This is a genomic window from Bradyrhizobium sp. KB893862 SZCCT0404, assembly GCF_018130885.1.
In the GTDB taxonomy this organism is placed as follows: domain Bacteria; phylum Pseudomonadota; class Alphaproteobacteria; order Rhizobiales; family Xanthobacteraceae; genus Bradyrhizobium; species Bradyrhizobium stylosanthis.
In genome coordinates this window covers 729,320-753,413 of record NZ_JAFCLT010000003.1, presented here as the reverse complement: position 1 = coordinate 753,413, position 24,094 = coordinate 729,320, and the positions used below count along the sequence as shown (strand labels likewise).

Sequence of the window (24,094 nt, the reverse complement as noted above, 5' to 3'; positions counted from 1 at the left end):
TTCCGACGACAATACTACGATCCCGGAGCGAAAGGCGCACGCTGTTGTGAGGCGCGCTGAAATCCCGACGACCGCGGGTGAGGCCGAGGTTGGCCCGACAGCCGTCGAACCATTGGGACAGGAAGAAATCACAAGCAATTTCAATTGTGTATGAGTTCGAACCGTGTGCCGCGTGTTGGCGACCAAAGAGTCATGAATGAGATGCAGGCGGGCCGTCAGGCGTCGCCGATCCCAAGCCAGGTATGCGAGACATCCTATGACGCCAATTCTTCGCAGTGCACTCGTGACTCTGGCCTTCGCGTCGACCGTCTCGTTGGCAGCGATGCCCGCCGCGGCCGACGATTTCGAGAGCTGCGGGAAGGCGTCCGCAGACCAGGCCATCGCGATGTGCACGCGCGCAATCGATTCCGGTCGATATGACGGCGCCGAGCTTGCCTTGCTGTTCAACAATCGATGCCTGGCGTGGGCCGAGAAGCAGGACAGCGACAAGGCCATTGAAGATTGCAGCCGGGCTATCCGGCTCAATCCGAACGATGCGACGGCGTTCTCCAATCGCGCCGTCGCCTATCAGCTCAAGGGGCAGCACGACCGCGCCATCGCGGATTTTAGCCAGCCGATTCGGCTCGAGCCGAACTCCGCGAACGCGTTCAACAATCGCGGCGTCGCCTATCTGCGCAGTGGCCAATATGACCGGTCCATCGCGGATTTTGACCAGGCGATCCGGATTGACCCGAACTCTGCCATGGCGTTCAGCAATCGCGGCAATGCCTATCAATTCAAAGGCCAGTACGACCGCGCCATCGCGGACTACGACGAGGCGATCCGGGTCGACCCGAACTACGTCATGGCGTTCTACAATCGGGGCGAATCATGGGAACGGAAGCAGGATCTGCAACGCGCGTTGGCGGATTTCAGGAAGTACGCCGAACTGGCCCCGTTCGATTCCGATGGCCCAAAGGCAGTCGAGCGCGTCGCACAGGAGTTGAAGGGCCGTTGACCACGAGGCGTCGCGCAGGATCGCAGTCAGCCGCCGGTTGTTTGGCCTGATCGCTTGTGCGACTGCTGTTTCCTAACGCCACGGCGAAGCAATAAGTAGTCTCATGCCCACCATCGCTCGTCTGTTCTCCCGCCTCGTTCTGTTCCTTGCATTGGCGGCCGTCCCGGCGCTTCCCGCGCGCGCGGCCGAAACCTGCCCGTTCATCACAGCGCAGGAGCTCGCCGGCGCGATGCCGGCGCTGAAATGGTCGCTGATTTCAAATCAGGACGGCCGCGGCTGCATCTACCAGGGCGGGCGTGGCGACACGATGATGCTGAGTGTGTTCCGCAATCCCGACAAGGACCGCGCCAAGGAATTGTACGCGACCTTCGTCAAGACGCTCGGTGAGCGCATGCCGCTGAACGCGGCTGCAGGGATCGGCGAGGAAGGCCAGGGCGGAACGACCGCCGCCGGTGCGGAGCGCCAGGAGGCCTCGGTCGTCGTCCTGTCCGGCGACTACATCCTGCAGATCAGCGTCTATCCGACCGGCCGGCGTGCCGACGGTGCGCTGCTCGGGCCGATCACCGAAGCCGCGCGCATTGCCATCGCCAAGGTGGGCAAGAGCAGCGAGCGGTTCGGCGATTGCGAATGGCTCACGGCCGCGGATGCCGACGGCTTCCTCGACAACAGCACGCTGACGGTCCAGCGCACCGGCGCAGGCAGCTGCATGATGTTCGATCGCGAGGCCAACACCATGACCGCCGCGGTGATCGCGATGTCGCGCGACACGGTCGTCAGCATGATGAAGCGCGCATCCCCCTGCAAGCACGTGGCGATCCCCGAACTCGGCAGCGAAGCCTTCGGCGAGCATTCCTGCACCAAGGGCAATGGCAACGCCGTCACCATCTATGTCTGGAAGAACGGCAGGCAGGCTTTGATCGTATTCGCCCCGGTCAAGCCGCATCCCGAGTCCGGCTCGGTCGAGCTCCTGAAGGCGGTCGCCGCGCGGGTTTATGGGAAACTGTAGCGGTCAGCTTCACCTCCCCGCCAGCACCTCCTTGCACTTGGCCGCAAAGGCGTTGAGGTACGCGCCGATCTCGCTCGCCAGCGCATCCGAGCGGTCGACATTTTGCAGGCTCATGTTGAGGGCGTAGACCGGAAGCCCGTCCAGCACGATGGGCGTTGCGACGGCGAGAACGGCGGGCTGCCACGACACCGCGCAATAGCCGTCGCGTTCGACGGAGGCGATCGATCTCCTGACGTCCGCCAGCAGCGCCTTGGTGGCAGCCGTGCTGCGCCGCTTGAACAGTTTCAGCAATCGCTCGCGCTCGCCTGCGGCAATGCCGGCGAGGTAGGCACGGCCGAGCGAGGTCAGCTCCATCGGAACCTGCTGGCCGGCGACGACATTGCGCAGCGCCGCGCGCGGGCTGTAGCGGATCGATTCGAGATAGACCATCATGGTGCGATCCGCCGTCGCGAGCCCGACATTCAGCCGGCGCTTGGCCGATTCCGCGCGCATCATCGGGCCGATGGCGTTGAGCACCGGTGATCCCGTCCGCATCGCGTGACCGACGCTGATGACGGATGCCGCGAGGCGGTAGGTCCGCTCAAGGCGGACCTCGTCGAGCATCCCGGAATTCACCAGCGTCCGCGTCAGCCGGCTCACCGTCGATCGCGGCAATCCGGTCCGCTCCGCGATCTCGCCGTTGCCGAGCGTGTCCACGCCGGGCCGGAACGCCCGGAGGATCTCGATGCCCCGTTCGAGCGACCGGTTGCCGTCAACCCCGCCCGCATATGTGCGTGCCTGCGCCAAGCCAGCCTCCTCCGACATTTCCACTAAGTGGAATTAGGGGGATGTTTGCGCGGGTGCAAGCCGATATACGCAGCGGGAAACAAGAATGCCCGGCTGCGGACGGCGCGACGAGGAAACGGCACCGCCTGAATCGGCATTCGAAAGCTTGTGCGTCGTCTCGCGGCGATCGGTCAGGCGTCACCTAAGGAGCTTGCCATGTCCTATCAGCTCATCGAATTTTCCGTCGAGGCCGGCGTCGCGACGATTGCGTTCAACCGGCCGGAACGGCGCAACGCCATGAGCGACGAGATGCGCGCCGAATTCGCGAGCGCGCTCGAAACAGTTGCCCGCGACAAGGCGATCAAGGCCCTGGTGCTGACCGGGCGCGGCAATGCCTTCTGCGCCGGCGGCGACATCAGTGGAATGAAGCGCCGGCTCGCGGCGCCGCAGGGTGAGGTCGCCTTCAACGGATGGAGCCGCCAGCAGGGCGTGCATCACGTGCAGGCGCTGCTGCTGGGCCTGCCGAAACCTGTGATCGCCGCCGTCAACGGCGCCGCGGCGGGCCTCGGTGCCGACACCGCACTCGCCTGCGACTTCGTCATGGGCACGGAGCGATCGAAATTCACCTGGTCCTACATCAAGCGCGGTCTGATCCCCGACGGCGGCGGGCTGTATTTCCTGCCGCGCCGGGTCGGGCTTCCCAGGGCCAAGGAGCTGATCTTCACCGGACGCGTCGTCGAGGCCGACGAGGCGGTCGCGCTCGGCATCGTCGATCGCAAGGTGGCGGCGGCCGACCTCCTGCCGGCCGCGCAGGCCTGGGCCGCCGAGCTGGCGCAGGGCTCTCCCACCGCGCTGGCGCTCAGCAAGAAGATCCTGAACGAGACCTTCGAGCATTCCGCGCACGACATCTTCAATCTCGGCAGCCAGGCGCAGGCGATCTGCTACACCAGCGCGGAGCATCGCGACGCCGTGACGGCGTTCCTCGCGCAATCCGCGTCGAAGGATTGAGCGATGAGCGCGATCGAACGCCTGATCCGGCCGCGCAGCATCGCCGTCATCGGCGCATCCGCGGACCCGAGCAAGACGTCGGGGCGGCCTATCTCCTATCTGCAGAAGCACGGCTTTGCCGGCAAGATCTACCCCGTCAATCCCAAGGTCGCCGAGATCGGCGGCCTCAAATGTTACGCCGACATCGCCTCGCTGCCTGACGTGCCCGATGTCGGCCTTGTGCTGCTCGGCGCCGAACGCGCCCACGTCGCGGTGCGCGAATTGGCCGAGCGCGGGACTGCGGCGGCGATCGTTCTCGCCAGCGGCTTCACCGAGACCGGGGCGGAAGGCGCCGCGCGCCAGCAGCAGCTCATGCAGGCCGCCGGATCCATGCGCCTGCTCGGGCCGAACACGATCGGCCTCGTCAACCTCACCGACAATATCGTGCTATCCGCATCCGGCGCGCTGGCGATGGATCGCTTCCCGGCCGGCCCGATCGGGCTGGTCTCGCAGAGCGGCGGCATTCTCGGCGCCGTGCTGTCGCGCGCCGCGGCGCGCGGTGTGGGGCTGTCCAAGCTGGTGTCGACCAGCAATGAAGCCGATCTCGAGCTCGCCGACGTCATCGACTTTCTCGCCGACGACAGCGCGACCAAAGTCATTGCGCTCTATATCGAGGCGATCCGGAATTCCCTTCGCTTCCGCGCGGCGGTGCTCAAGGCGCGCCGCGCCGGCAAGCCCGTTGTCGCCTTCAAGATCGGGCGATCGGAGGCGGGTGCGAAGGCGGCCGTCTCGCACACGGGCGCGCTTGCGGGCTCCGACCGCATGTATGACGCCCTGTTCAGCCAGCTCGGCGTGATCCGCGCGAAGACGTTCGAGGACCTGCTCGACATCGCCGCAGCCCTTGCGGCGGGACGGAAGCTCGGCGGCAGGCGCGTGGCGATCCTCACCTCGACCGGCGGTGCCGGCACCATCGTGTCCGACAGTCTCGGCGTCGCAGGCTTTGCAACGCCGGCCCCCGACGCGGAGACGGCCGCGCAGTTGCGCGCCTTGCAGTCGGGATCGCAGGCCATGCTCGATCGCAATCCGATCGACGTGACGCTGGCCGGCCTGCAGCCGGATCTGCTGCGCGCCGCCATCCGCATCCTGCTCGCCAGTCCCTCCTACGACGCGCTGGTCGTCATTGCCGGCTCGTCGGCCGTGGGATCGCCCGCGTTGATGGCCGATGCCATCCACGACTGCCTGCCGCTCAGCGACAAGCCCGTCATGGCCTATGTGAGTCCCTACGCACCCGACGTGGTCTCCGTCCTCACCCGGCGAGGCGTCCCGGCCTATACGTCCGCCGAAAGCTGCGCCTCCGCGCTCGACGGACTCCTGCGGGTGGGAATGCCGGAACAGGCCCAGGCATCGACCGCGATCGGGACCACGGTCGACATCGGCGACCTCCCGGCGGGATCGCTGGATGAGGCGCAGGCCAAAACGCTGTTCGCCCGCTTCGGGATTCCCATCGCTGCGGAGAAGGTGGTCGCAACGCCCCAAGAAGCTGAGCAAGCCGCGCGCGACTTCGGCGGCCGGGTCGTGCTCAAGATTCTCTCGCGCGAGATCGCGCACAAGAGCGACGTCGGCGGCGTCGCGGTGGGCCTGACGGCCGAGACGATCGGCGATCGCCTGACGGCGATGGCTGACGAGGTCGCGCGCAGGACCGGGAAACGGCCAGACCGGTTCCTGGTTCAGGAGATGGTCTCAGGCGGCATCGAAATCATTCTCGGGATGCATCGCGATCCCCTGGGCACCGCGATCCTTCTCGGAATGGGCGGTGTCACCGCCGAGCTGTTCAAGGACACGACGATGCGTCTGCTTCCGCCGGAGGGCGGCCTCAGCCTCGCCGACGCTCGCGCGATGGCACGCGATCTCGTCACCTGGCCGCTGCTGGACGGCTTTCGCGGCCGGCCGAAATGCGATGTCGAGGCGCTCGCCGCCGCGATCGTCGATTTCTCGCGCATGGTTGCGCAACTCGGCGACCGCCTCGCCGAAGCCGAGATCAATCCGGTGTTCGTGCTGCCGGCGGGCCAGGGCGTGAAGGCCGCCGACGGATTGGTCGTTCTCAATGTCTGAACAGAATCGCATGGAGCTCCAGATGGCCATCGGCGACATCATCAATCACAACAGCGCTCGCCAGAAGGGTTTTGCCGTGCGGCGCCGGCTGAGCCTCGCCATCCTCGCCTGTGCTGTGGTCGCGGGCCTTGGCGTGGCGCCGGCATGGGCCGAGTATCCCGAGAAGATCATCAAGATCGTGGTGCCCTTCGCAGCCGGTGGCGGGACCGACATCATCGCGCGGACGACGGCGCAGGAAATCCAGACCGACCTCGGCAAATCCGTCATCATCGAGAACAAGCCGGGCGCAGGCACCATCATCGGCACCCAGACGGTGGCGACGAGCGATCCCGACGGCTATTCGCTGCTGATGGCGACCTTCGCGCATGCGGTCAATCCGAGCCTGTACAACAAGCTGCCGTTCGATCCGCACAAGGATTTCGCGGCGGTCTCGCTGATCGCGCGTTCCTTCAATATCGTCGTCGTCAACCCGGCATCGAAGATCAACTCGATCGCCGATCTCATTGCCGAAGCAAAGGCCAATCCGGGCAAGCTCAATTTCGGCACGTTCGGCACCGGCACCTCGGCGCATCTCGCCGGCGAGCTGTTCAATGCCATGGCGAAGGTCAAGATGACGGCGGTGCCCTACAAGGGCGCGGCGCCTGCCATCAGCGACCTCCTCGGCGGGCAGATCGACGTGATGTTCACGACCGTCGCAAGCGCGGCCTCGCTGGTGGCCGCGGGGCAGCTCCGGGCGCTGGCCGTCACGTCCACCGAGCGTTCGGCCGCGTTCCCGCAACTGCCAACCGTCGCCGAGGCCGGGGTGCCCGGCTACGCCGCCGAGTCCTGGTATGGCCTGTACGCTCCGGCAAAGACGCCCGCGCCGGTGATCGCGCGCCTCAACCAGGCGGTCGCAAAGGCGGTCAAGTCCGGCGGTTTCAAGCAGCTCGAGGCCAACGAAGGCCTCATCATGGTCGGCAGCGCGCCCGACGAGCTCGATCGCTATGTCGCCGGGGAGGAGGAACGCTGGCGCAAGCTGGTCAAGGACGCCAACATCGAGGTGCAATAGCGCGCATCGGCGTCGCCCATGTCAGGTCATTGATCTGAAACAACCAAGGCCCCCGGCGAAAGTGCTAGGGTTGAGTCGCGGATCACGACGCAAGGCCCTTAGGGCCCCAAGACAGCGCGTGATGGAATCCGAGGGCTCAATGGGACGACTGCTGAATATCGTGACGCCACTGCATGCTGCGACCAAGCGCGACTACATGGGTCGCATGAACGACGACAAGATCGGCTGCTCGCTGAAGGCGCGGGAATACGAGGTCGATTACTGGGATGGCGACCGCCGCTTCGGCTATGGCGGCTACCGCTTCATCGAAGGGCGCTGGGCGCCGGTCGCCAGGGCGCTGATCGAGACCTATGGCCTGAAGGACGGCTCCAGCGTGCTCGACGTCGGCTGCGGCAAGGGTTTCCTGCTGTACGAGATGCAGAAGATCCTGCCGGGCCTGAAGGTTACTGGCTTCGACATCTCCAAGCATGGCCTTGCCAACGCGCACGAGCAGGTGAAGCCCTATCTGTTCAACTATCGCGCCCAGGACGTCTATCCCTATGGCGATTCCAGCTTCGACCTCGTCATCTCGCTCGGCACGCTGCACAATCTCAGGCTCTACGAGCTCGATGCGGCCCTGAAGGAGATCGAGCGGGTCGGCAAGAACAAATACGTGATGGTCGAGGGCTACCGAAACGTCGCCGAGCTGCACAATCTCGAATGCTGGGCGCTGACGGCGGAGTCGATCCTGCACACCTCGGAATGGATCTGGCTGTACGGCAAGCTCGGCTACACCGGCGATTACGAATTCATCTATTTCGAGTGACCGGACGCTCCCCATGGATATCAAGACTGCGAAGGCTGCGATTCTCGTCGAATCGGGCAAGCCGCTGATCGTCGACGAGATCAATCTGCCTGACACGCTCGAGCACGGCCAGGTGCTGGTCCACGTGCACACGTCGGGAATCTGCGGCGCACAGATCAACGAGATCGACGCCGTCAAGGGCGTCGACAAGTTCCTGCCGCACCTGCTGGGGCACGAGGCACTGGCGACCGTCGTCGACACCGGACCCGGCGTCGTCTCCTGCAAGCCGGGCGACACCGTCGTCATGCACTGGCGGCCGGGCAAGGGCATTCAGTCCAATACGCCGGTCTATTCCTGGCGCGGCAAACGCCTCAACGCCGGCTGGGTCACCACGTTCAACGAATATGCCGTGGTGTCGGAAAATCGCGTCACGCCGGTGCCGGCCTCGATCGATCGCACCAGCGCGCCGCTGCTCGGCTGCGCAGTCACAACCGCGCTCGGCGTCGTCAACAACGATGCGCAAATCGCCATCGGCGAGGCCGTCGTCGTGTTCGGCGTCGGCGGCGTCGGATTGAACATCGTGCAATTCGCCGCGATGGTCGGCGCCCATCCGGTCATCGCGATCGACCGGCTCGACAACAAGCTGGAGATGGCGCGGCAGTTCGGCGCCACCCACACCATCAACTCCGACGCAGTGGAGGATGTCGTCGCCGCGGTTCGCGGCATCGCGGGGCCCGACGGACCCGACAAGGTGGTCGAGACCACCGGCGTCAGGAAGCTGATCGAGCTCGCCTACGAGGTCACCGCCAAGAAGGGCCGCTGCATCCTCGTCGGCGTTCCCCGCGAGAAGGTCGAGATCTATACGCTGCCCCTGCATTTCGAGAAGGTGCTGAAGGGTTCGGAAGGCGGGCAATGCCAGCCGGCGCGCGATATCCCGCGCCTCGTTCGTCTCGACGAGGCCGGCAAGGTCAGCTACCGCGGCATCGTCACGCACGAGTTCGCGCTCGACGACATCAACGACGCGCTGGATCTGATGCGCAGCGGCGAGTCGGGGCGGATCGTTCTGAACGTCAGCTGAGCGGGAGATGCACGGCGGCGTTCAGCGTAGCCCCTGTTCGTCGATCAGGACGCGGTGGATCTCGATGCGCTCCGGCAGCTCGATCAGGAATTCCGGATCGCGCGCGAGATGGTGAACCTTGCTCGGCTCGCCTCTGGTGAATGCCGACATCGCGTCGATATCCGCCCAGTAGGAGATGGTGGTGAACCACGTCTCCGCATCGCGGTCCTCGCGCAATTGCTGCACGCCAAGGGCCGTCTTCATCAGCGGCGGAATGCCTTCGGCTTGCAGGTAAGCCTGGTAGGCGTCGGCGGCGTCGCGCCGGGTACGTCCGCGCCAGATGCGCGCGATGGTCGGCTTGGTCGGCATGTGAACTCCCTTCGATGCGAAGGAACGCGAGGGGCCGATCGGCGTAGCCGACGCAAAATGCCGTGGCCCGGCGTCAGTTCCCACAATGCCGGTGCCGTGTTTTGTCGCACTCCCGAAGGCGAGAAAGGCGGCCACGGGATTCCAGCGTCACGCAGGAACTTCCATTTTTTCCCGGCATTGAACAGACGGCCCGCAGCCGCGGCCGGTCCGAGCGATGAAGAACTTGTCCAACGCCGCATTTTCCCCCGAGGTGATCGAGCTCATGACCGCCGCACTGGAGGCTGCGGTCGCGACCCTGCCGGAGCCCGTGCATTCCTCGCACGTCAATGCACTCGCCGAATCCATCCTGCGCACGGCCGGCACGGGCGAGCGCGATCCCGTCGCCCTGCAGCGGATCGCCTTGATGGAATTGCAATTGGCGCCGCGCCAATGATGAGGACGACATGAAGATCGCAGCTGCCGTAATCGTTGCACTCTGCGCGGCATCGTCCGCTGCCCGGGCGGAGAGCTGGACCACCTACCGGATCGTGGAATCCGGGACTGCTGTCGACATTCCCACCTCGGTCTTCACCGAGCCGGCCGGAAAACCGGACGGCTACGGCGAACGGTTTCGAAACTCGGACGGCAGCGCGGATCTCACCGTGCAGGCCGTTCCCGATCAAGGCCTCTCGCCGGCCGAATTTCTGGCCCGGAAGAATCCTCCGTCCGGCATGGTCTACAAGCGGATCACGCCAAAATTCTTCGTGGTCTCCAGCATCAAGCGCGGTGCCATCTGGTACGACCGCTGCAACTTCTCACGCCGCTACGTTCACTGCGTGCTGATCAACTACCCCGCGGCGGAGAAGCGGCAATGGGACCGCATCGTGACGCGCATCAGCCACAGCCTGAGCGGCGGCTGAAGCGACGGCGAAACAAAAGCTGCCCGACGGGGTCGGGCAGCAGGTGGTGAGGAATACAGCGGTTCGTCTAGCGCGCGGTCGTCGACGTCGTGGACATGGTCGGCTTCGAACCTGGCGTGTGCGACATCGTCTTGGTCGTCGAGCCCACTTCTTCGCCCGCCTTCACCTTGGTGCGCGTATGCGAGCGGCTGAACGTGCCGCCCTCATGGGCCTGTGCGCGGGCGTTTGAATTGAGCACGGGGCCGTTGCCCTTGTTGGTGCTGACGCCGGTCTGCGCCCTGCCGTTCGCGGCAGCGGCGCTTCCGCCGGCTGCGATCGACGAGCCCGTGCCGCCCGTCGCCGAGGTCGAGGTGCCGCCGGTGCCGACGGTGGAGGCGGAGGTGCCGCCCACCGCGGCCGAGCCGCCCGTTCCTCCGGTCATGCTCTTCTGTGCAAGCGCGGGTGAAGCGGCGGCAAGCAGAAGCGCGACCGCCGAGGTCGTGACAAGCGTTCTCATGTTTCAATCCTCTGTGTTGATGACGATGCGTTCAGGTGGCTAGGGCGACGAGGTCGAGATCGTGCAGCCGTTGACGGTGATGGTGCTGGCACTGGTGGAGCCAGGGCCGCCCGCCGTCGACGACGAGCTCGAGACGTTGCCGCCGCCTGCCTGCACATGCACCGACGATCCGCCCGCCGAGCTCGAGCTCGAAAGCGAGCCGCTCGACGCGGTCGATCCCGTTGTGCCCGAGCTCGATGCGCCGGCCGCCGAAATGCTGCCGTCTGCATGTTTCTCGACCGTGACCTTGCAGGTCTCGCCCGATGCCGTCTTGCCGGTCTTTTCCATGGTGGCCGCCTGAGCTGCGCTGCTCATCAAGGCCAGCGCTGCGATCGCAATGATGGATCTGTTCATGCGAATTCTCCTTCAACAAGGACGAGGAGCGGCATCGCTGCCGCTCCTCGCTCAAGGCATCAATCCTTGTCCTTCTTCATCTCGCCCTTGTGGTGGCCTTTGCCCTTCTCCATGCCCATGTCGCTGGCATGGCCCGCGGACGAGCCGGCCGCGCCTACGGTCGAACCGCTCTTGCCGCCGCCGGCCGACGATCCGCCGGTGCCGACCGTCGATGCGGAGTTGGAGCCGCTGCCCGCAGCTGAGCCGCCGGTGCCGACGCTGGACGAGCTCTTGCCGCCGCCGGCCGACGAACCACCGGTGCCGAGCGTCGAGGCCGAGCCGCTACCCGAGCCGCTGCCGGCCGCGGAGCCACCGGTGCCCACGGTCGAGCTGCTGGTGCCGCCGCCTGCCGACGAGCCGCCAGTGCCGAGCGTCGAAGCCGAGCCCGATCCACTGCCCGAGCCGGCCGAAGAGCCGCCGGTGCCGACTGTCGAATTGCTGGTGCCGCCGCCGGCCGAAGAGCCGCCCGTACCGACCGTCGAACTCGATTGCGCAACGGCGAGCGCCGTGCCGGCCAGCAGCGCAGCCGCAGCCACAGAAAGCTTCAGGATCCTCATGTCCATCTCCTCCAGGGGTTTTCAAAAAATCGCCAAGTCAGGCACGGGATAAATATGCAAATGGGCAAACGTTCCTGCGCCGGACACATCGACGCGCGCTGCAATGCACGTAGTTCCGAAATGAATCTGCCGCGGGCACAAATGATCGTGCCTGTTCACTTGCGGTTCATGTGCGACGGCAGGACAAGCCGATGTCTCTCCCGCGCTTGCGGGAGGTGGCGCCAAGCCTGTTATCCAAGCCTGTTGCGGATGTGCAGTGTCGGTCTGCGATCGATCGTTTCGCGTGTCAGCCGGAAGAGGGGGAGACACCGGCGGTGTCATGTTGAATTCGCGTCGCGATTTTGTTCCGGGCGACGCCATTTTGGTGCAAGACTGCGCCCGCCAGGATTTGCCGATCGGCGCTTCGAGCGGCTATCGGTGCGTGCGCAGGAGGCGCTCGTGTCTGACGACAAGAAGGCTCTTCGCATACTCTTCGATACCTATTGGTCGCCCAAGGGTTGGAAGCGAGACGAAACGGTCGATCGGGCGGAGTTCGAATATGCTCGTCGGGCGGGCTACATGTTCGATCCCGTCGTCGTGGCGCATGACGACATCGTCGCAGGGCTCGTTTCCGTTCGCGCCCGCGTGAATCTGCAACGGGTCGCGGACGCATTCCTCGCAAGCCTCAGCACGCGCCGCCTCGAGTTGCGCTCAGCCCTGGGCAGTTTCGCCTACGCCGCGCAATTTCCGATTCATGGACTCGATGAACAGACCGCACGACGAGTGCCGAGCGGCCGGTTGAATTGCCTCATCTGCGGGCGCTATGGTCATGCTAGTCCCGAGCAGCAGGACCTGAATATCCTGAGTTTCGAAAGGTGGAGATGGGGCGGCATTCGTCATGCCGATCCCCTGTATTCCTGGTTCGACCTGACGCAGTTCGAAAAGGCTGATTTGATCGAACCGACAGAAGAGGATTGTTCGATCCTGGCCCGGATACTCGACACTGCCACTTCTCTCGCTTCGGTCGCGAGGCCGAAAGAGCTGGAAAAGCGCCTCGGCAAGGTGATCAAGTCGAACCGCGCGGAGCGGTGCGTCCTCATCCAGATTCTCGGCTATTGCGGCGTTCTCAAGCCGGCAGGCCGCAACGGCTTTTTGCAGGCGTTTACAGCCGATGAGCTTCGGGACCGGCCTCCCGATCGCGCCAACGACTGGACCTACCCGGTCATCTGGTGGCGAGGTGCGGATGGCGTCGACAGGGATGTACTCAGTCGTCTCTTTCCTAAAGTCGCCGCGATGGTCTGAAGCCCTCAATCGCGGGCCTCCGCAAGTCGGCGATGCACCTCACCGCCACCCCAGCGCCGGCGCCACATGCGTCAGGATCGCCTCGATCGCATGCGTACAGTAGGCGACGCCGAGCTGGTTCGGGATCGTCAGCAGCAGCGTATCGGCCTCCGTGATCGCCTCGTCCTGCCGGAGCTGCTCGACGAGCGCATCCGGCTCCGCGGCATAACTCCGCCCGAAGATCGCCCTCGTCTGCGGGTCGATGAAGCCGATCTGGTCCTCGCCGCCGCGCTCGCCGCCGAAATAGGCGCGGTCGCGGTCGTTCATCAGCGCGAAGATGCTGCGGCTGACGGAGACGCGGGGCTCGCGGGTGTGGCCGGCTTCCTTCCACGCCGCGCGATAGGCGCGGATCTGCGCGGCCTGCTGCATGTGGAAGGCTTCGCCGGTCTCGTCGTTCTTCAGCGTCGAGCTCTGCAGGTTCATGCCGAGCTTGGCCGCCCACACCGCCGTCGCGTTGGAGCCGGCGCCCCACCAGATGCGCTCGCGCAGGCCCTGTGAATGCGGCTCGATGCGCAACAGGCCCGGCGGGTTCGGAAACATCGGCTGCGGGTTGGGCTCGGCAAAGCCCTCGCCGCGCAAGCGGTCGAGGAAGACTTCGGCATGACGGCGGCCCATGTCGGCGTCGCTCGTGCCCTCGGCCGGGCGATAGCCGAAGTAGCGCCAGCCGTCGATCACCTGCTCGGGCGAGCCGCGGCTGATGCCGAGCTGCAGCCTGCCGCCGGCGATGAGGTCGGCGGAGCCGGCGTCCTCCACCATGTAGAGCGGGTTCTCGTAGCGCATGTCGATCACGGCGGTGCCGATCTCGATCTTGCTTGTCCGGGCGCCGACGGCGGCGAGCAGCGGGAAGGGGGAAGCAAGCTGGCGCGCAAAGTGATGCACGCGGAAATAGGCGCCGTCGGCTCCCAGCTGTTCCGCCGCGACGGCAAGCTCGATCGATTGCAGCAGCGTGTCCGCGGCCGAGCGGGTCTGCGATTGCGGCGAGGGGGTCCAGTGTCCGAAGGACAGAAATCCGATCTTTTTCATGGAGGCAATTTAGGGATGGTCGCGGCGATTTGCGATGGGCATCTCGGAGGAAACGGCGTCGCGAGCAGGCCTGTCGCCTGCGTCATGGTCCGGTTCGGGGACGTCCAGGGCACGCCATTGCCTTGGCGTCATGCCGGTCCAGCGCTTGAAGGCATGGGTGAACGCGCTGACTTCTCCGTAGCCGAGCAGCCAGGCGGTTTGCGAAATGGGCAGTTCATCGTTCTTCAGATAGCTCTTGGCGAGGTCGATCTTCATCTCGTCAAGGACGCCGCTGAAGGTCAATCCCTCCAGGGCGAGGCGCCGCACCAGCGTGCGATGGCTCATGCCCAGGCGGCGGGCGATCTCTTCGACCCGTGCCTCGCGATGCGGGAGCAGGGGAGCGATCGCATGTTCGACGCTCGATCTGAGCGAGGTCGCGCGCGAGTTGCGGTGCGCCAGCGCCTCTTCGCAATAGGTGACCAGCAGATCGTTCAGATAGTGATCGGCGCTCTCGATCGGGATGAGGCCCGTTGATTGAGGAAAGATGATCTCGTCGGCGTCGCAACCGTACTCGATCTCGCAGCCCATGAACGACTTGACGGCCGCGGGCGTCGTGCGGCGGCGATGCGCGACCCGGACCTGGCTGGGGACCAGCCGGCGATTGGTCAGGGCGCGGTTGATTCGAATGATGGTGGTCAGCCAGAATTCCATCTGGTGCCGGTCCGACCGCCGGTCCATATCGACATATCTCAGCGCAATTTTCATCTCCTTCGCGGCAAATCGCAGTGAAACCCCCTCATTGGCGAGGTGGCAATAGCGCTCCGCCTTGGACAAGGCTTCGGCAACCGTGCCGGAGGACGCGGCGACATAGTACAGCAGGCCGATTTCACGCAGGTCGAAGTCCCGTGCCAGATGAAATCCGAGCGTGTCGTCCTGCAGCGCCTCGGCACCAAGCTCCAGCAATCGGATCTGGCTTTCGGCGCCAAGGCGCGCCTTGCGATCTTCGATCTGCGCGCGCGTCAAGCCGGCCTTGGCCAGCAGATTGTCCGCCTGGATGCCGGCCTCCAGCAGGCGGGCCCAGACCAGGCGTGCGATTCCGCCGGTGGCGCTGGGTAGCGATTGGAACTGATGCGAACGGGCGGCAGGCACAGCGAACCCCTTTGGTCGTTCTGTTGTTGGGGCGCGATCGCGGCACGTAAAATCAAGTTATTGGCTCAAGATAACAAGAATGCCCTTGCCGTGTGACTTAAATCAGTCGCTGCCCTCAGACTGGTCCTTTGTCCTCGGGGGCGCCCCATTCTCTCCAAAACCACCGAAGGTCTGATGTCCAGCAGTGACGGCGTCGCGCCGCCCATCAACGTGAAGATATTGCGAGGTTACGGAAAATTGCTCGGAATTCCTCATATCGTCCATGGTTCCCGAACGATTGCGCTCGAACGGGTCGGGGATTGCGAGATCAGCATGTTCGAGGCGTTGGGAGCCGGCTTGCCTGACAGCCCTCTGTTCTGGATGGAGTTGTTCGACCTTCGCGTCGACGCCTCGCGCGACAGTCGCGGTTGCCATAACATGCGCGATGCGGTCGCAGCCTTCGAGGACTTTGCTACGCAAGCGAGCCGTCTTGCGGAAGTGCCGTCGCTCTGTGCTGTCGGCGAACTCTGACGGCCGGCAATGCCGCGTTCAGCCGAAACTCCCGTCGCGAAGAAGCGCGTGCATCGCTTCAGGCGTACGCGACCCAGCCGCGGAACGTGAAGCCGGTGTAGAACAGGGTCGGGTTCGAGAAGCCGGCCTGACGCAAAATCATTTCATCTTGCTCGGGCGACAGAATGCTCAATTGGCCGTCGACCGCCTTGCGGGCGGCGGCGGCCTTGTCGGGCTCGACGCCGGCCGCGGCCAGGAACGCGGAATACCGGGACAGCCAGACCGGCCGCTCCTCGTCGCCATTGGGAATGCTGAAATGAGCCGCGACGAACGGTGCACCCGGCCTGAGACGGCGGCGGATTTCGCAGGCGATCCGCAGCCGCTCCGCGGCGCTCACGAAGTGCAGGGTCAAGATGCACGTCGCGCCGTCGAACGGTCCTTCTGGCGCATCGTCGATATAGCCTTGATGCAGATGTGCGCGCGGCGCCAGCGGGCCGAGCGTGTGCCTCGCGAGGTCGAGCATCGGCACGGACGGGTCCACGCCGTCAAAAGTCCAGCGCGGCTGCGCCTGCGCAAAGGCCGTCAGCTCCAGTCCGCCGCCGGCGCCGAGCACGAGGATTCGTGCATCCTCACGCGCGTGTTCGGCCAGAAGGATCGCTGCCATGGAGAGCATGGAATTGTAGCCGGGAACGAACCGCGGCGGTCCCTCGGTGTATTTGGCCACCATCTGCGGATCGGCGAACGCGCTTTGAATGTCGGTCACGATGTCGTCCTGCTGACTGGAGTTCATCACGCGTGATGCGCGTCGATGCCTTGATGCCTTCGTGATCCGAGCCGCTTGCGCAGATCGTCGGCGAGCATCGCCAGCGTCACCTCGCCGAAGCGCGACAGCAGCAGCGTCTCCGCATCGGCGAAGGCCCGGTCCAGCGCGGCGTTGACGGCCTGTTCGACCAGGCAACCCGGCGCCTCCGTCCGGTTGCCCATGGCCAGCAGCTGCGGGCTGCCGAGCGCGGTGTAGACGTCGCGCAGCGTCACCCTGGAAAGATCGCAGGCCAGCGTCCAGCCGCCGCCGTGCCCCTTCTCGGAGCGGACGTAGCCGAGTTCGCGCAGGCCCGCCATGATGCGGCGGATCACGACGGGATTGGTGTCCATCGCCTTTGCCAGCGTGTCGGACGTGAAGGGGCCGGGCTGCTGCGCCATGTGGAGCAGGACGTGCAGCACGCCGGATAGTCGACTGTCTCGTCTCATGTAACTTCATATGTTACATATCGGCGCCGAGATCAACCGATGGAGGGCAACATTTTGCAGAAGCGCCTAAGCCCTTGATCCCGCTCATGCCGTCTACTGTGCATGGGGTTGTTTTCGACACTTTTGCGTGGGCCTTGCGATTTCCCTCGTCGGCATGATGATTTGTCGCGGTGACGGCACAGCGCGCGGGGGCAACAATTGGCCGAGGCGACCGATGGGACGTTTCGTCCTCAACCTCGAACGGCCCTCGTTTTCATCAATCCATTTTCGGGAGGCGCATCATGCAAGTTTATAATGTGGTGAAGTTCAAGGTGAAGCAGGGCGAGGAAGCTGCCTTCCTCGACGCGCACCGGGGCGGCAAGGCCAAATGGCCGGGCCTCGATCACGGCGTCATCATCAAGACCGGCGAGCAGACCTTTTGCCTGATCGGCACCTGGGCCAGCCAGGACGCGCTGATGGCGGCGCGACCCGCGATGATCAAGACACTCGACAGCTTCAGGTCCGTGCTCGAGGACCAGGGCAACGGACGCGGCGTGACGGATGCCGTTTCGGGAGAGGCCGTGCTCGATCTCTAGCGGGCGCGTAGCGCCGCTACTTCATCACCCGCAGGCCCTTGGTCGTGAACTTCTGCGTCTTGCCGCCGGGGCGCACGGGGCGCCTGGTGCCGGCGGCCTTGCCGGTGCCGGGCGGCTGATGCGCGGGGACGAGCTGGTGCGGCTGCGATCCGATCAGGTCGCGGCGGCCCATCTCGATCAAGGCCTCGCGCAGCACCGGCCAATTGTCGGGGTCGTGATAGCGCAGGAACGCCTTGTGTAGGCGGCGCTGGCGCAGGCCCTTGATCGCCTCGACCTTGTCGCTGCCGCCGTGGCGCACGCCGCGCAGCGGGTTGACGCCGGTGTGGTACATCGCGGTCGCCGTCGCCATCGGCGAGGGCAGGAAGGTCTGCACCTGATCGGCGCGATAGCGGTTCTTCTTCAGCCACAGCGCGAGGTTCATCATGTCCTCGTCGGTCGTGCCCGGATGCGCCGCGATGAAGTAGGGGATCAGATAGTACTTCTTGCCGGCGCGCTCGGCCGCTTCGTCGAACATCCGCTTGAACTTGTTGTAGGCGCCGATGCCCGGCTTCATCATCTTGTCGAGCGGGCCGCGCTCGGTATGCTCGGGCGCGATCTTGAGGTAGCCGCCGACGTGATGGGTGACGAGCTCCTTGATGTATTCGGGGCTCTCGACCGCGAGGTCGTAGCGCACGCCGGAGGCGACCATCACCTTCTTGATGCCCTTGGTCTCGCGCACCTTGCGATAGAGCCGGATCAAATCGTCATGCGAGGTGTTGAGGTTCGGGCAGATCTCGGGGAAGACGCAGGACGGCCGGCGGCACGCGGCCTCGACCTTCGGGTCCTTGCACGCCATCCGGTACATGTTGGCGGTGGGGCCGCCGATGTCGGAGATGACGCCGGTGAAGCCCGGCGTCTTGTCGCGGATCTTTTCGATCTCGCGCAGGATCGAACCCTCCGAGCGGTTCTGGATGATGCGGCCCTCGTGCTCGGTGATCGAGCAGAAGGTGCAGCCGCCGAAGCAGCCGCGCATGATCGTGACCGAGAACTTGATCATGTCCCACGCCGGGATCTTCGCATCGCCATAGGAGGGATGCGGCGCGCGGGCGTAAGGCAGGTCGTAGACCGCGTCCATCTCGTCTGAGGTCAGCGGGATCGGCGGCGGGTTGAGCCAGAGGTCGCGGTCGCCGTGACGCTGCACCAGCGGCCGCGCATTGCCGGGATTGCTCTCCCGGTGCAGCACGCGCGAGGCGCGGGCATAGGCTTCCTTGTCCTGCTCGACCTGCTCCAGTGCGGGCAGGCGGATCACGGTCGCGCCCTTCTGGCGCGTGGCGCCTTCATCGGCGGAATCGAGATCGTCGGCGTGCAGCTCGGTGTAGTCTTCCGGCACGCGGCGGAACAGCGCGACGCCTCTGACGTCGTCGAGCTCGCGCGGCGCTTCGCCCGCAGCAAGCCTTTGCGCGACTTCGACGACGGCCCGCTCGGCATTGCCGTAGAGCAGGAGGTCCGCCTTGGCGTCCGCCAGCACCGAGCGGCGCACCTTGTCGGACCAGTAGTCGTAATGCGCGATCCGGCGCAGCGAGGCCTCGATGCCGCCGAGCACGATCGGCACATCCTTGAACGCCTCGCGGCAGCGCTGGGCGTAGACGATGGTGCAGCGGTCCGGCCGCTTGCCGCCTTCGCCGCCGGCCGTGTAGGCGTCGTCGCTGCGGATGCGCCGGTCCGCGGTGTAGCGGTTCACCATGGAATCCATGTTGCCGCCGGTGACGCCGAAGAACACTTTTGGCTTGCCCAGCGCCTTGAACGGCTCGGCCGACTGCCAGTCGGGCTGGGCAATGATGCCGACGCGGAAGCCCTGCGCCTCGAGCAGGCGGCCGATGATGGCCATGCCGAAGCTCGGATGGTCGACATAGGCGTCCCCGGTCACCAGCACGATGTCGCAGGCATCCCAGCCGAGCGCGTCCATCTCGGCGCGGCTCATGGGAAGGAACGGCGCCGGCTTGCGCGGGCGCGCCTGGGCCATCAGGGGCTTTTCGGCGGCGATGATCTGGATGTCCATGGGGCCAAGGGATAGGACTCCAGGCCCCCAAATTCAACCGACGGACGCGTGAAAAGATTGAGGTTCCGTAGTCGTTCGGGCGCGTTAACCCTTCGCCAGCGCCCGCCGGACCTCGGCCGTGGTGGCCGGCTCCCCGCCATGCTCGCGCACCCTCCGGACCGCGTCCTCGACGAGGCCGGAATTGGTCGCCGTCGAGCCCAAGAGCGCATCCTCGAGCCCGACCCGGATATGGCCGCCCCGCGCCACGGCCTCGCCGATCAGCGGCGTGATGTCGACGCCGAGGCCGGAGACCATCCAGGGCGCACCAGGTGCTTCCTCCTCAGTCAGCGTGACCAGTGCCGCGAGGCCGTAGGGCTTCGGCGGAAAGCAGAACGCGAATTGCTGCGAGAACATGAAGCGGTAGACCGGCGACTTCACGCCGCTCGCGCGCGCCAGCGCCGCACCTGCGCGGATGAAGCCCGGCTCGTAGATCGCGAAAGCAGGATGGATGTTGTGGCGCGCGGCAACGGCAAGCCCGTGGCGGATATGAGTTTCCGGATTGAGATAGGTCTCCGCCGGCCTGGCCTCCGCCGTGGCCGATGTCAGCGTGAAGTTGACGCTCCCGGGATCGACCACCGCGAATTCGAGCAGGCCGCGCTCGGCCAGCGCCTCGATATGAGCAAAGCGCGCCCTGGGGTCGGCAACGTTGCCGCGCGCATCGAGGCCGGGGATAGAGGGGTAGACCGGCACGTCGACCTTGGCGCGAATGCCCTCGATGATGCGGGCATAGACCTGCCAATCGAAAGTCTGCGGCCCGCCGCCGTCATAGGCATGGGTGTGAATGATCGCAGCACCCGCTTTCGCGCAGGCGATGCCCTCGGCGACGATCGCCTCGATCGTGTCGGGGATGCCGGGCTGCAGCGCGCGGCTCCACGGTCCGTTCAACGCCGCTTCGATCCAGACCTTGTGCATGGCGCGCCTCCCTGATCCGCCGGAACGGCCGGAATCTGTTTTGCGCGACCGTATCATGCATGTCGCGCGAAATCAGCGCCGTCGGCTATGTGACGCCGCCCACATACCGCCCGGCTCCATCGCGTCATCCTCGCCCCAGTTTCGAGGGAGAGATCCATGTTCCTGATCGACGTGCTGTTGGTCCTGGCGATCCTGTTTTTCCTGTTCCTGCCGATCAGCGATCGCAGGACGGTGCGGATGCGGCTCGGCATGGTCTGCGTGCTGTTTGCAGTGCTCTCGGTCGCCGTGGTCCGGCCCCACCTCGCGCCGGTGCAGATTGCGAGCGTCGTTTCGACCCATTGAGCGCTGCAATCGTCGCATGCGGCGATCCCAGTTCTCACTGTCGCTGCCATGGAGTATTCGGTCACTCCATGGGCAAGGGCACATCAGACGATCGCAGCGGGGCGGCCGCGGGCACGGCATTGTCCGCCGGCGCCTGGCTTGGCGCGATCGCGCTGATCGGCTTCATCCTGGTCGCGACCGCACAGGCTTCCAACCAGATTCTCGCGCGCGGGCTTGCAGGATCGGTCCCGTCCTTCGCGCTCGCCTTCTTCCGCTGGAGCATCGTCGCCATCGGGCTTGCGCCGATCGCATTCAGGGAGATCCGCGACGGCCGCGTGCCGCTGGGGAAAAATCTCTGGCCGATCTTTGCGGCCGGCTTCATGGGCATGTTCCTGTGCGGCGGACCCGTCTATGCCGCGGGCGTGTCGACGACGGCGATCCACATCGCGCTGATCATGGCGTTGTCGCCGATCACGGTGCTGATGATTTCGGCAGTACTCGGCATCGAGCATGTCGGCCCGCTGCAATGGCTCGGCACGGCACTCGCGCTGTCGGGCGCGCTGCTCATCATTTCCGGCGGCCATCCGGAGACCTTGTTCGCGCTGGAGACGGCATCGGGCGACGGCCTCGTCGTCATCGCGATGCTCGGTTGGTCCGGCTACACGCTGCTGCAATCGCGCGCCGCGCCGAAGGCCTCGCTGCTGGCGCGCATGAGCCTGTTCTCGGCCACCGGCGCTCTGTTCTCCCTGCCGCTCGCGGCTTGGGAGATGTGGACCATGCCGGCGCTGGTCTTTAGCACAAAGGCGCTGTCGGCCTATGTTTTCGCCGGGATCGTTCCCGGCCTGCTCGCCTATGCCGGCTTTGCCTGGCTCGGGGGCAAGTTCGGCTCGGTGCGCACCTCGCTTGTGCTCTATCTCGGGCCGATCGCGAGCGCCCTGCTGTCATTCGCCATCCTGGGCGAGCCGCCCAGATTGATCCACCTTGTCGGCGGCTTGCTGATCCTCGGCGGTGTCTGGGCCAGTTTGCGGCGATAGCGCCATCGGCACACATTATGGTTCACGCGCAGGAACCTTCCGCCGTGGCGAACATTCCTGATGGAGGGTTTGCGGCGGACCCGGTCCGCGCGCGTTCGCGCCCAAGATTTGGTCCAAAGCCTGGACTGCCTCGATATTCGCCACCGGGCGATGGGGGAGCGGTGAGTACAGTCATAGAGAACTTGCTGTCGCGAAAGCAGAAGCTCGTGGAACAGCTCGAGAAGGCGGCCTCGGTCGAGGACCGCGACAAGATCGAGCACCAGCTCGAACAGATCAACACCGCGCTGGATTTTCTGGACAGGCCGGGATCGAGGGACGCGCGGTAATCCGCTCAGTCCACCTTCAACGCGTCCACTTTCAAGGCCTTGGCATAGACCACACCCGAATTGGTGATGTGCGTGGTCATGCTCGCCGCGAACGTGGCAAACTCGCCGCGCGCGAACAGATCGAGCAGCTTGCGGTGCTCGTCGAAGGAGGTGCGCGTGCGCACGTCGATCGGCGAGGTCAGATTGGTGCGCAGCGCGGCGACGCGGCCTGCGACCAGCTGGTAGGACTCGGCGAGATAGCGGTTGCCGCAATGGGTGAACAGCGCTTCGTGGAACGCGGCATCGGCGCGGCCATAGGCGATGTTGTCCTTGGCCGCGATCGCGGGCTCCATCGCCGCGATCGCATCGTTCATCGCGGCGATCGCGCCGTCGCGGTCGTGGCGAAAGGCGAGCTCGGCGGCCTTGGGCTCGAGTGCGATGCGGAAGGTGCAGAGCGCGGTAATGTCGTCCGCGCTTGGCGTGAAGACAAAACTGCCGACCTGCGGACGGATCACCACGAGACCCTGCGCCTGCAACTGACCCAAAGCCTCGCGCACCGGCGTGCGGCTGACGCCGAAGGAATTTGCCACCATCTCTTCCGAGATCGTCGCGCCGAGCGCAAACTCGCCCTCGATGATCGCCTGGCGGAGGCGCTGCATCACGCGCTGCGACAGCGATTTCGGCGTATCGAGCTTGAGTGACCGCATGCGCGCTTCCGCTCAGATGACCTTGCCGGGATTGAGCAGATGATCGGGATCGAGCGCGGCCTTCAGCGTCCGCATCAGCGCGATCTCGGGCTCGCTCCTTGCATGGCCCAGCCACTTCTTCTTCAGCGTGCCGATGCCGTGCTCGGCGGAGACACTGCCACCCATCTCGCGGACGAGACCGTAGATGATCGCGTCCATCTCCTCCTTCGGCTGCTGCTCGACCGTGAGGCCGGTGACCCAGGAGACCAAGTGCAGGTTGCCGTCGCCGATATGGCCGTAATAGACGCTCTCGCAGCCCTTGATGCCGTCAGCCAGCGCCGCCTTGCAGCGCGTGACGAACTCGTCCATGCGCGACACCGCAAGGCCGATGTCGTAGGAGATGTGCGGCCCCAGCACCTGGCTGAACTCGGCGCAGATGTCGCGCACGCGCCAGAAGGCCTGCGTCTGCGCCAGCGATTGCGCCACGGCGGCGTCGGCGAGCAGTCCGCGCTCCATCAGCTCTTCGAGCCAGGCCTGGAAACGCGGCGCATCGATGCTCTCGTCGGTGCCTTGCGCCTCGACCAGCACGTAGAGACCGTGGCCCGGCGCGACCGGCGGCTTCACGCCGGCGCGATTCGTGATCACGTCCCAATAATCCGGCCACATCACCTCGAACGCCGACAACAGCGGTCCGAGCCCGCTGCGCGCGGCACCGAGCAGGTCGATCACCGCCGCGTAGTCCTTCAGCGCGCAGAGCGCCGCCATGGTCGAGCGCGGCTTCGGGAACAGTTTCAGCACGACGCGCGTGATGATGCCGAGGGTACCTTCCGACCCGATGAACAGATGCTTCAAATCGTAGCCGGCGTTGTTCTTCATCAACTTGTTGAGATTGGTGATGATGGTGCCGTCGGGCAGCACCACTTCGAGGCCGAGCACCAGCTCGCGGGTCATGCCGTAGCGGATGACGCGGTTGCCGCCGGCATTGGTGGAGAGGTTGCCGCCGATGGCGCAGGAGCCGCGCGAGCCGAGATCGAGCGGAAAGAAGAAGCCGGCCTCGTCCGCGGCCTTCTGGATCGTCTCCAGCGGCGTGCCCGCCTTCACGGTCATCGTCATCGAGGCGGGATCGATCTCCTCGATGCCGGTCATGCGTTCCAGCGAGATCGCAACCCAGCCTGTTTCAGGCGAGGCGCCGCGGCACAGCCCGGTCAATCCGCCCTGCGGCACGAAGGGCAGGCGCGCCTGCCGGCAGGTGGTAATCGCGTCGGCAACGCCCTGCGCGTCGAGCGGGCGGATCACCGCGCGCGGTGTCTGCGGCAGGCTCGCGCTCCAGTCGTTGCAATTGCGCGCCGGCACCTCGCTGCCGATCAGCACGGCGGTCGCGCCGAGCCGGTCGCGCAGGGCGCCGAGCACCTGGTCGGGACGCTCGATGGGGCTCACCATGTTCATGCGAGACCTCCTGAATTCGGC

At 65.5% G+C, this 24,094-nt stretch carries 28 protein-coding genes; 15 read left to right on the top strand and 13 right to left on the bottom strand.

Annotated features, from left to right (window positions below; genetic code table 11):
• Window positions 1-283 precede the first annotated feature (283 nt).
• Together JQ617_RS17605 and JQ617_RS17600 are read left to right on the top strand one after the other, a co-directional pair.
• A complete protein-coding gene (locus JQ617_RS17605) occupies window positions 284-997 on the top strand; it encodes a tetratricopeptide repeat protein (protein ID WP_212027391.1) in 714 nt (237 codons plus the stop codon).
• A 103-nt stretch (window positions 998-1,100) separates the two neighbouring features.
• The gene (locus tag JQ617_RS17600) at window positions 1,101-2,003 is read left to right on the top strand and encodes a hypothetical protein (protein ID WP_212027390.1); all 903 of its coding nucleotides are present in this window, start codon (window positions 1,101-1,103) and stop codon (window positions 2,001-2,003) included.
• A gap of 9 nt (window positions 2,004-2,012) precedes the next feature.
• On the opposite strand, the gene JQ617_RS17595 is transcribed toward JQ617_RS17600, so the two are convergent.
• Entirely contained in the window at window positions 2,013-2,789 is a 777-nt protein-coding gene (locus tag JQ617_RS17595; RefSeq protein ID WP_212027389.1) for an IclR family transcriptional regulator, read from the bottom strand.
• A gap of 195 nt (window positions 2,790-2,984) precedes the next feature.
• Between JQ617_RS17595 and JQ617_RS17590 the strand changes: the two genes are divergently transcribed.
• The 5 genes from JQ617_RS17590 to JQ617_RS17570 all read left to right on the top strand — a co-directional run bounded on the left by JQ617_RS17590 (window position 2,985) and on the right by JQ617_RS17570 (window position 8,777).
• Window positions 2,985-3,776, top strand: a complete 792-nt coding sequence (locus tag JQ617_RS17590; RefSeq protein WP_063693273.1) for an enoyl-CoA hydratase/isomerase family protein — start codon at window positions 2,985-2,987, stop codon at window positions 3,774-3,776.
• Window positions 3,777-3,779: 3 nt separating this feature from the next.
• Window positions 3,780-5,867 carry an acetate--CoA ligase family protein gene (locus JQ617_RS17585; RefSeq protein WP_212027388.1) on the top strand — a complete coding sequence of 696 codons (2,088 nt, stop codon included), beginning with the start codon at window positions 3,780-3,782 and terminating at the stop codon, window positions 5,865-5,867.
• 22 nt (window positions 5,868-5,889) lie between these two features.
• Window positions 5,890-6,915 carry a tripartite tricarboxylate transporter substrate binding protein gene (locus JQ617_RS17580; RefSeq protein ID WP_212027450.1) on the top strand — a complete coding sequence of 342 codons (1,026 nt, stop codon included), beginning with the start codon at window positions 5,890-5,892 and terminating at the stop codon, window positions 6,913-6,915.
• A gap of 139 nt (window positions 6,916-7,054) precedes the next feature.
• On the top strand, window positions 7,055-7,720 hold the full coding sequence (locus JQ617_RS17575) for a class I SAM-dependent methyltransferase (protein WP_249157149.1): 666 nt from the start codon (window positions 7,055-7,057) through the stop codon (window positions 7,718-7,720).
• Between the two features lie 13 nt (window positions 7,721-7,733).
• Window positions 7,734-8,777 (top strand): zinc-binding dehydrogenase, encoded by a 1,044-nt coding sequence (locus JQ617_RS17570; RefSeq protein ID WP_212027386.1) that lies wholly within the window; start codon window positions 7,734-7,736, stop codon window positions 8,775-8,777.
• A gap of 21 nt (window positions 8,778-8,798) precedes the next feature.
• On the opposite strand, the gene JQ617_RS17565 is transcribed toward JQ617_RS17570, so the two are convergent.
• Entirely contained in the window at window positions 8,799-9,125 is a 327-nt protein-coding gene (locus tag JQ617_RS17565; protein WP_212027385.1) for a hypothetical protein, read from the bottom strand.
• Window positions 9,126-9,339: 214 nt separating this feature from the next.
• Between JQ617_RS17565 and JQ617_RS17560 the strand changes: the two genes are divergently transcribed.
• Entirely contained in the window at window positions 9,340-9,558 is a 219-nt protein-coding gene (locus JQ617_RS17560; RefSeq protein ID WP_212027384.1) for a hypothetical protein, read from the top strand.
• A gap of 10 nt (window positions 9,559-9,568) precedes the next feature.
• Complete coding sequence (locus JQ617_RS17555) at window positions 9,569-10,024, top strand: hypothetical protein (RefSeq protein ID WP_212027383.1); 456 nt, start codon at window positions 9,569-9,571, stop codon at window positions 10,022-10,024.
• Window positions 10,025-10,091: 67 nt separating this feature from the next.
• Here the strand turns inward: JQ617_RS17555 and JQ617_RS17550 are convergent, their stop codons facing one another.
• The 3 genes from JQ617_RS17550 to JQ617_RS17540 are packed head-to-tail and all read right to left on the bottom strand — an operon-like array spanning window position 10,092 to window position 11,509.
• Window positions 10,092-10,520: a hypothetical protein gene (locus JQ617_RS17550; protein WP_212027382.1), complete on the bottom strand. Its 429-nt coding sequence runs from the start codon at window positions 10,518-10,520 to the stop codon at window positions 10,092-10,094.
• A gap of 39 nt (window positions 10,521-10,559) precedes the next feature.
• Window positions 10,560-10,913: a hypothetical protein gene (locus JQ617_RS17545; protein ID WP_212027381.1), complete on the bottom strand. Its 354-nt coding sequence runs from the start codon at window positions 10,911-10,913 to the stop codon at window positions 10,560-10,562.
• Between the two features lie 59 nt (window positions 10,914-10,972).
• Window positions 10,973-11,509: a hypothetical protein gene (locus tag JQ617_RS17540; RefSeq protein WP_212027380.1), complete on the bottom strand. Its 537-nt coding sequence runs from the start codon at window positions 11,507-11,509 to the stop codon at window positions 10,973-10,975.
• Between the two features lie 438 nt (window positions 11,510-11,947).
• Here JQ617_RS17540 and JQ617_RS17535 point away from each other — a divergent pair, with 438 nt between their 5' ends.
• The gene (locus tag JQ617_RS17535) at window positions 11,948-12,790 is read left to right on the top strand and encodes a hypothetical protein (protein WP_212027379.1); all 843 of its coding nucleotides are present in this window, start codon (window positions 11,948-11,950) and stop codon (window positions 12,788-12,790) included.
• Window positions 12,791-12,829: 39 nt separating this feature from the next.
• On the opposite strand, the gene JQ617_RS17530 is transcribed toward JQ617_RS17535, so the two are convergent.
• Together JQ617_RS17530 and JQ617_RS17525 are read right to left on the bottom strand one after the other, a co-directional pair.
• Entirely contained in the window at window positions 12,830-13,852 is a 1,023-nt protein-coding gene (locus JQ617_RS17530) for an LLM class flavin-dependent oxidoreductase (RefSeq protein ID WP_212027378.1), read from the bottom strand.
• Window positions 13,853-13,861: 9 nt separating this feature from the next.
• Window positions 13,862-14,980: an AraC family transcriptional regulator gene (locus JQ617_RS17525; RefSeq protein WP_212027377.1), complete on the bottom strand. Its 1,119-nt coding sequence runs from the start codon at window positions 14,978-14,980 to the stop codon at window positions 13,862-13,864.
• Between the two features lie 174 nt (window positions 14,981-15,154).
• On the opposite strand from JQ617_RS17525, the gene JQ617_RS17520 reads away from it, so the two are divergent.
• Window positions 15,155-15,490 carry a hypothetical protein gene (locus JQ617_RS17520; RefSeq protein WP_249157148.1) on the top strand — a complete coding sequence of 112 codons (336 nt, stop codon included), beginning with the start codon at window positions 15,155-15,157 and terminating at the stop codon, window positions 15,488-15,490.
• 58 nt (window positions 15,491-15,548) lie between these two features.
• On the opposite strand, the gene JQ617_RS17515 is transcribed toward JQ617_RS17520, so the two are convergent.
• Together JQ617_RS17515 and JQ617_RS17510 are read right to left on the bottom strand one after the other, a co-directional pair.
• Window positions 15,549-16,259: a class I SAM-dependent methyltransferase gene (locus tag JQ617_RS17515; protein WP_212027376.1), complete on the bottom strand. Its 711-nt coding sequence runs from the start codon at window positions 16,257-16,259 to the stop codon at window positions 15,549-15,551.
• Window positions 16,259-16,717: an Rrf2 family transcriptional regulator gene (locus JQ617_RS17510; RefSeq protein ID WP_212027375.1), complete on the bottom strand. Its 459-nt coding sequence runs from the start codon at window positions 16,715-16,717 to the stop codon at window positions 16,259-16,261. Before JQ617_RS17510 ends, JQ617_RS17515 begins: the two co-directional genes overlap by 1 nt.
• 281 nt (window positions 16,718-16,998) lie before the next feature.
• Between JQ617_RS17510 and JQ617_RS17505 the strand changes: the two genes are divergently transcribed.
• Window positions 16,999-17,292, top strand: coding sequence for a DUF718 domain-containing protein (locus tag JQ617_RS17505; protein ID WP_212027374.1), 294 nt, complete (start codon window positions 16,999-17,001; stop codon window positions 17,290-17,292).
• Window positions 17,293-17,308: 16 nt separating this feature from the next.
• Here the strand turns inward: JQ617_RS17505 and JQ617_RS17500 are convergent, their stop codons facing one another.
• Window positions 17,309-19,330, bottom strand: a complete 2,022-nt coding sequence (locus JQ617_RS17500; RefSeq protein ID WP_063693303.1) for a YgiQ family radical SAM protein — start codon at window positions 19,328-19,330, stop codon at window positions 17,309-17,311.
• Window positions 19,331-19,414: 84 nt separating this feature from the next.
• On the bottom strand, window positions 19,415-20,281 hold the full coding sequence (locus JQ617_RS17495; RefSeq protein ID WP_212027373.1) for a beta-keto acid cleavage family enzyme: 867 nt from the start codon (window positions 20,279-20,281) through the stop codon (window positions 19,415-19,417).
• A 156-nt stretch (window positions 20,282-20,437) separates the two neighbouring features.
• Between JQ617_RS17495 and JQ617_RS17490 the strand changes: the two genes are divergently transcribed.
• From JQ617_RS17490 to JQ617_RS17480, 3 genes are all read left to right on the top strand, one after another.
• On the top strand, window positions 20,438-20,623 hold the full coding sequence (locus tag JQ617_RS17490; RefSeq protein ID WP_212027372.1) for a hypothetical protein: 186 nt from the start codon (window positions 20,438-20,440) through the stop codon (window positions 20,621-20,623).
• 68 nt (window positions 20,624-20,691) lie between these two features.
• Window positions 20,692-21,636, top strand: coding sequence for a DMT family transporter (locus tag JQ617_RS17485; RefSeq protein ID WP_212027371.1), 945 nt, complete (start codon window positions 20,692-20,694; stop codon window positions 21,634-21,636).
• A gap of 161 nt (window positions 21,637-21,797) precedes the next feature.
• A complete protein-coding gene (locus JQ617_RS17480; RefSeq protein WP_212027370.1) occupies window positions 21,798-21,962 on the top strand; it encodes a hypothetical protein in 165 nt (54 codons plus the stop codon).
• A 5-nt stretch (window positions 21,963-21,967) separates the two neighbouring features.
• On the opposite strand, the gene JQ617_RS17475 is transcribed toward JQ617_RS17480, so the two are convergent.
• On the bottom strand, window positions 21,968-22,648 hold the full coding sequence (locus JQ617_RS17475; protein ID WP_212027369.1) for a GntR family transcriptional regulator: 681 nt from the start codon (window positions 22,646-22,648) through the stop codon (window positions 21,968-21,970).
• 12 nt (window positions 22,649-22,660) lie between these two features.
• Window positions 22,661-24,073, bottom strand: coding sequence for an FAD-binding oxidoreductase (locus JQ617_RS17470; RefSeq protein ID WP_212027368.1), 1,413 nt, complete (start codon window positions 24,071-24,073; stop codon window positions 22,661-22,663).
• Between the last annotated feature and the right edge of the window lie 21 nt (window positions 24,074-24,094).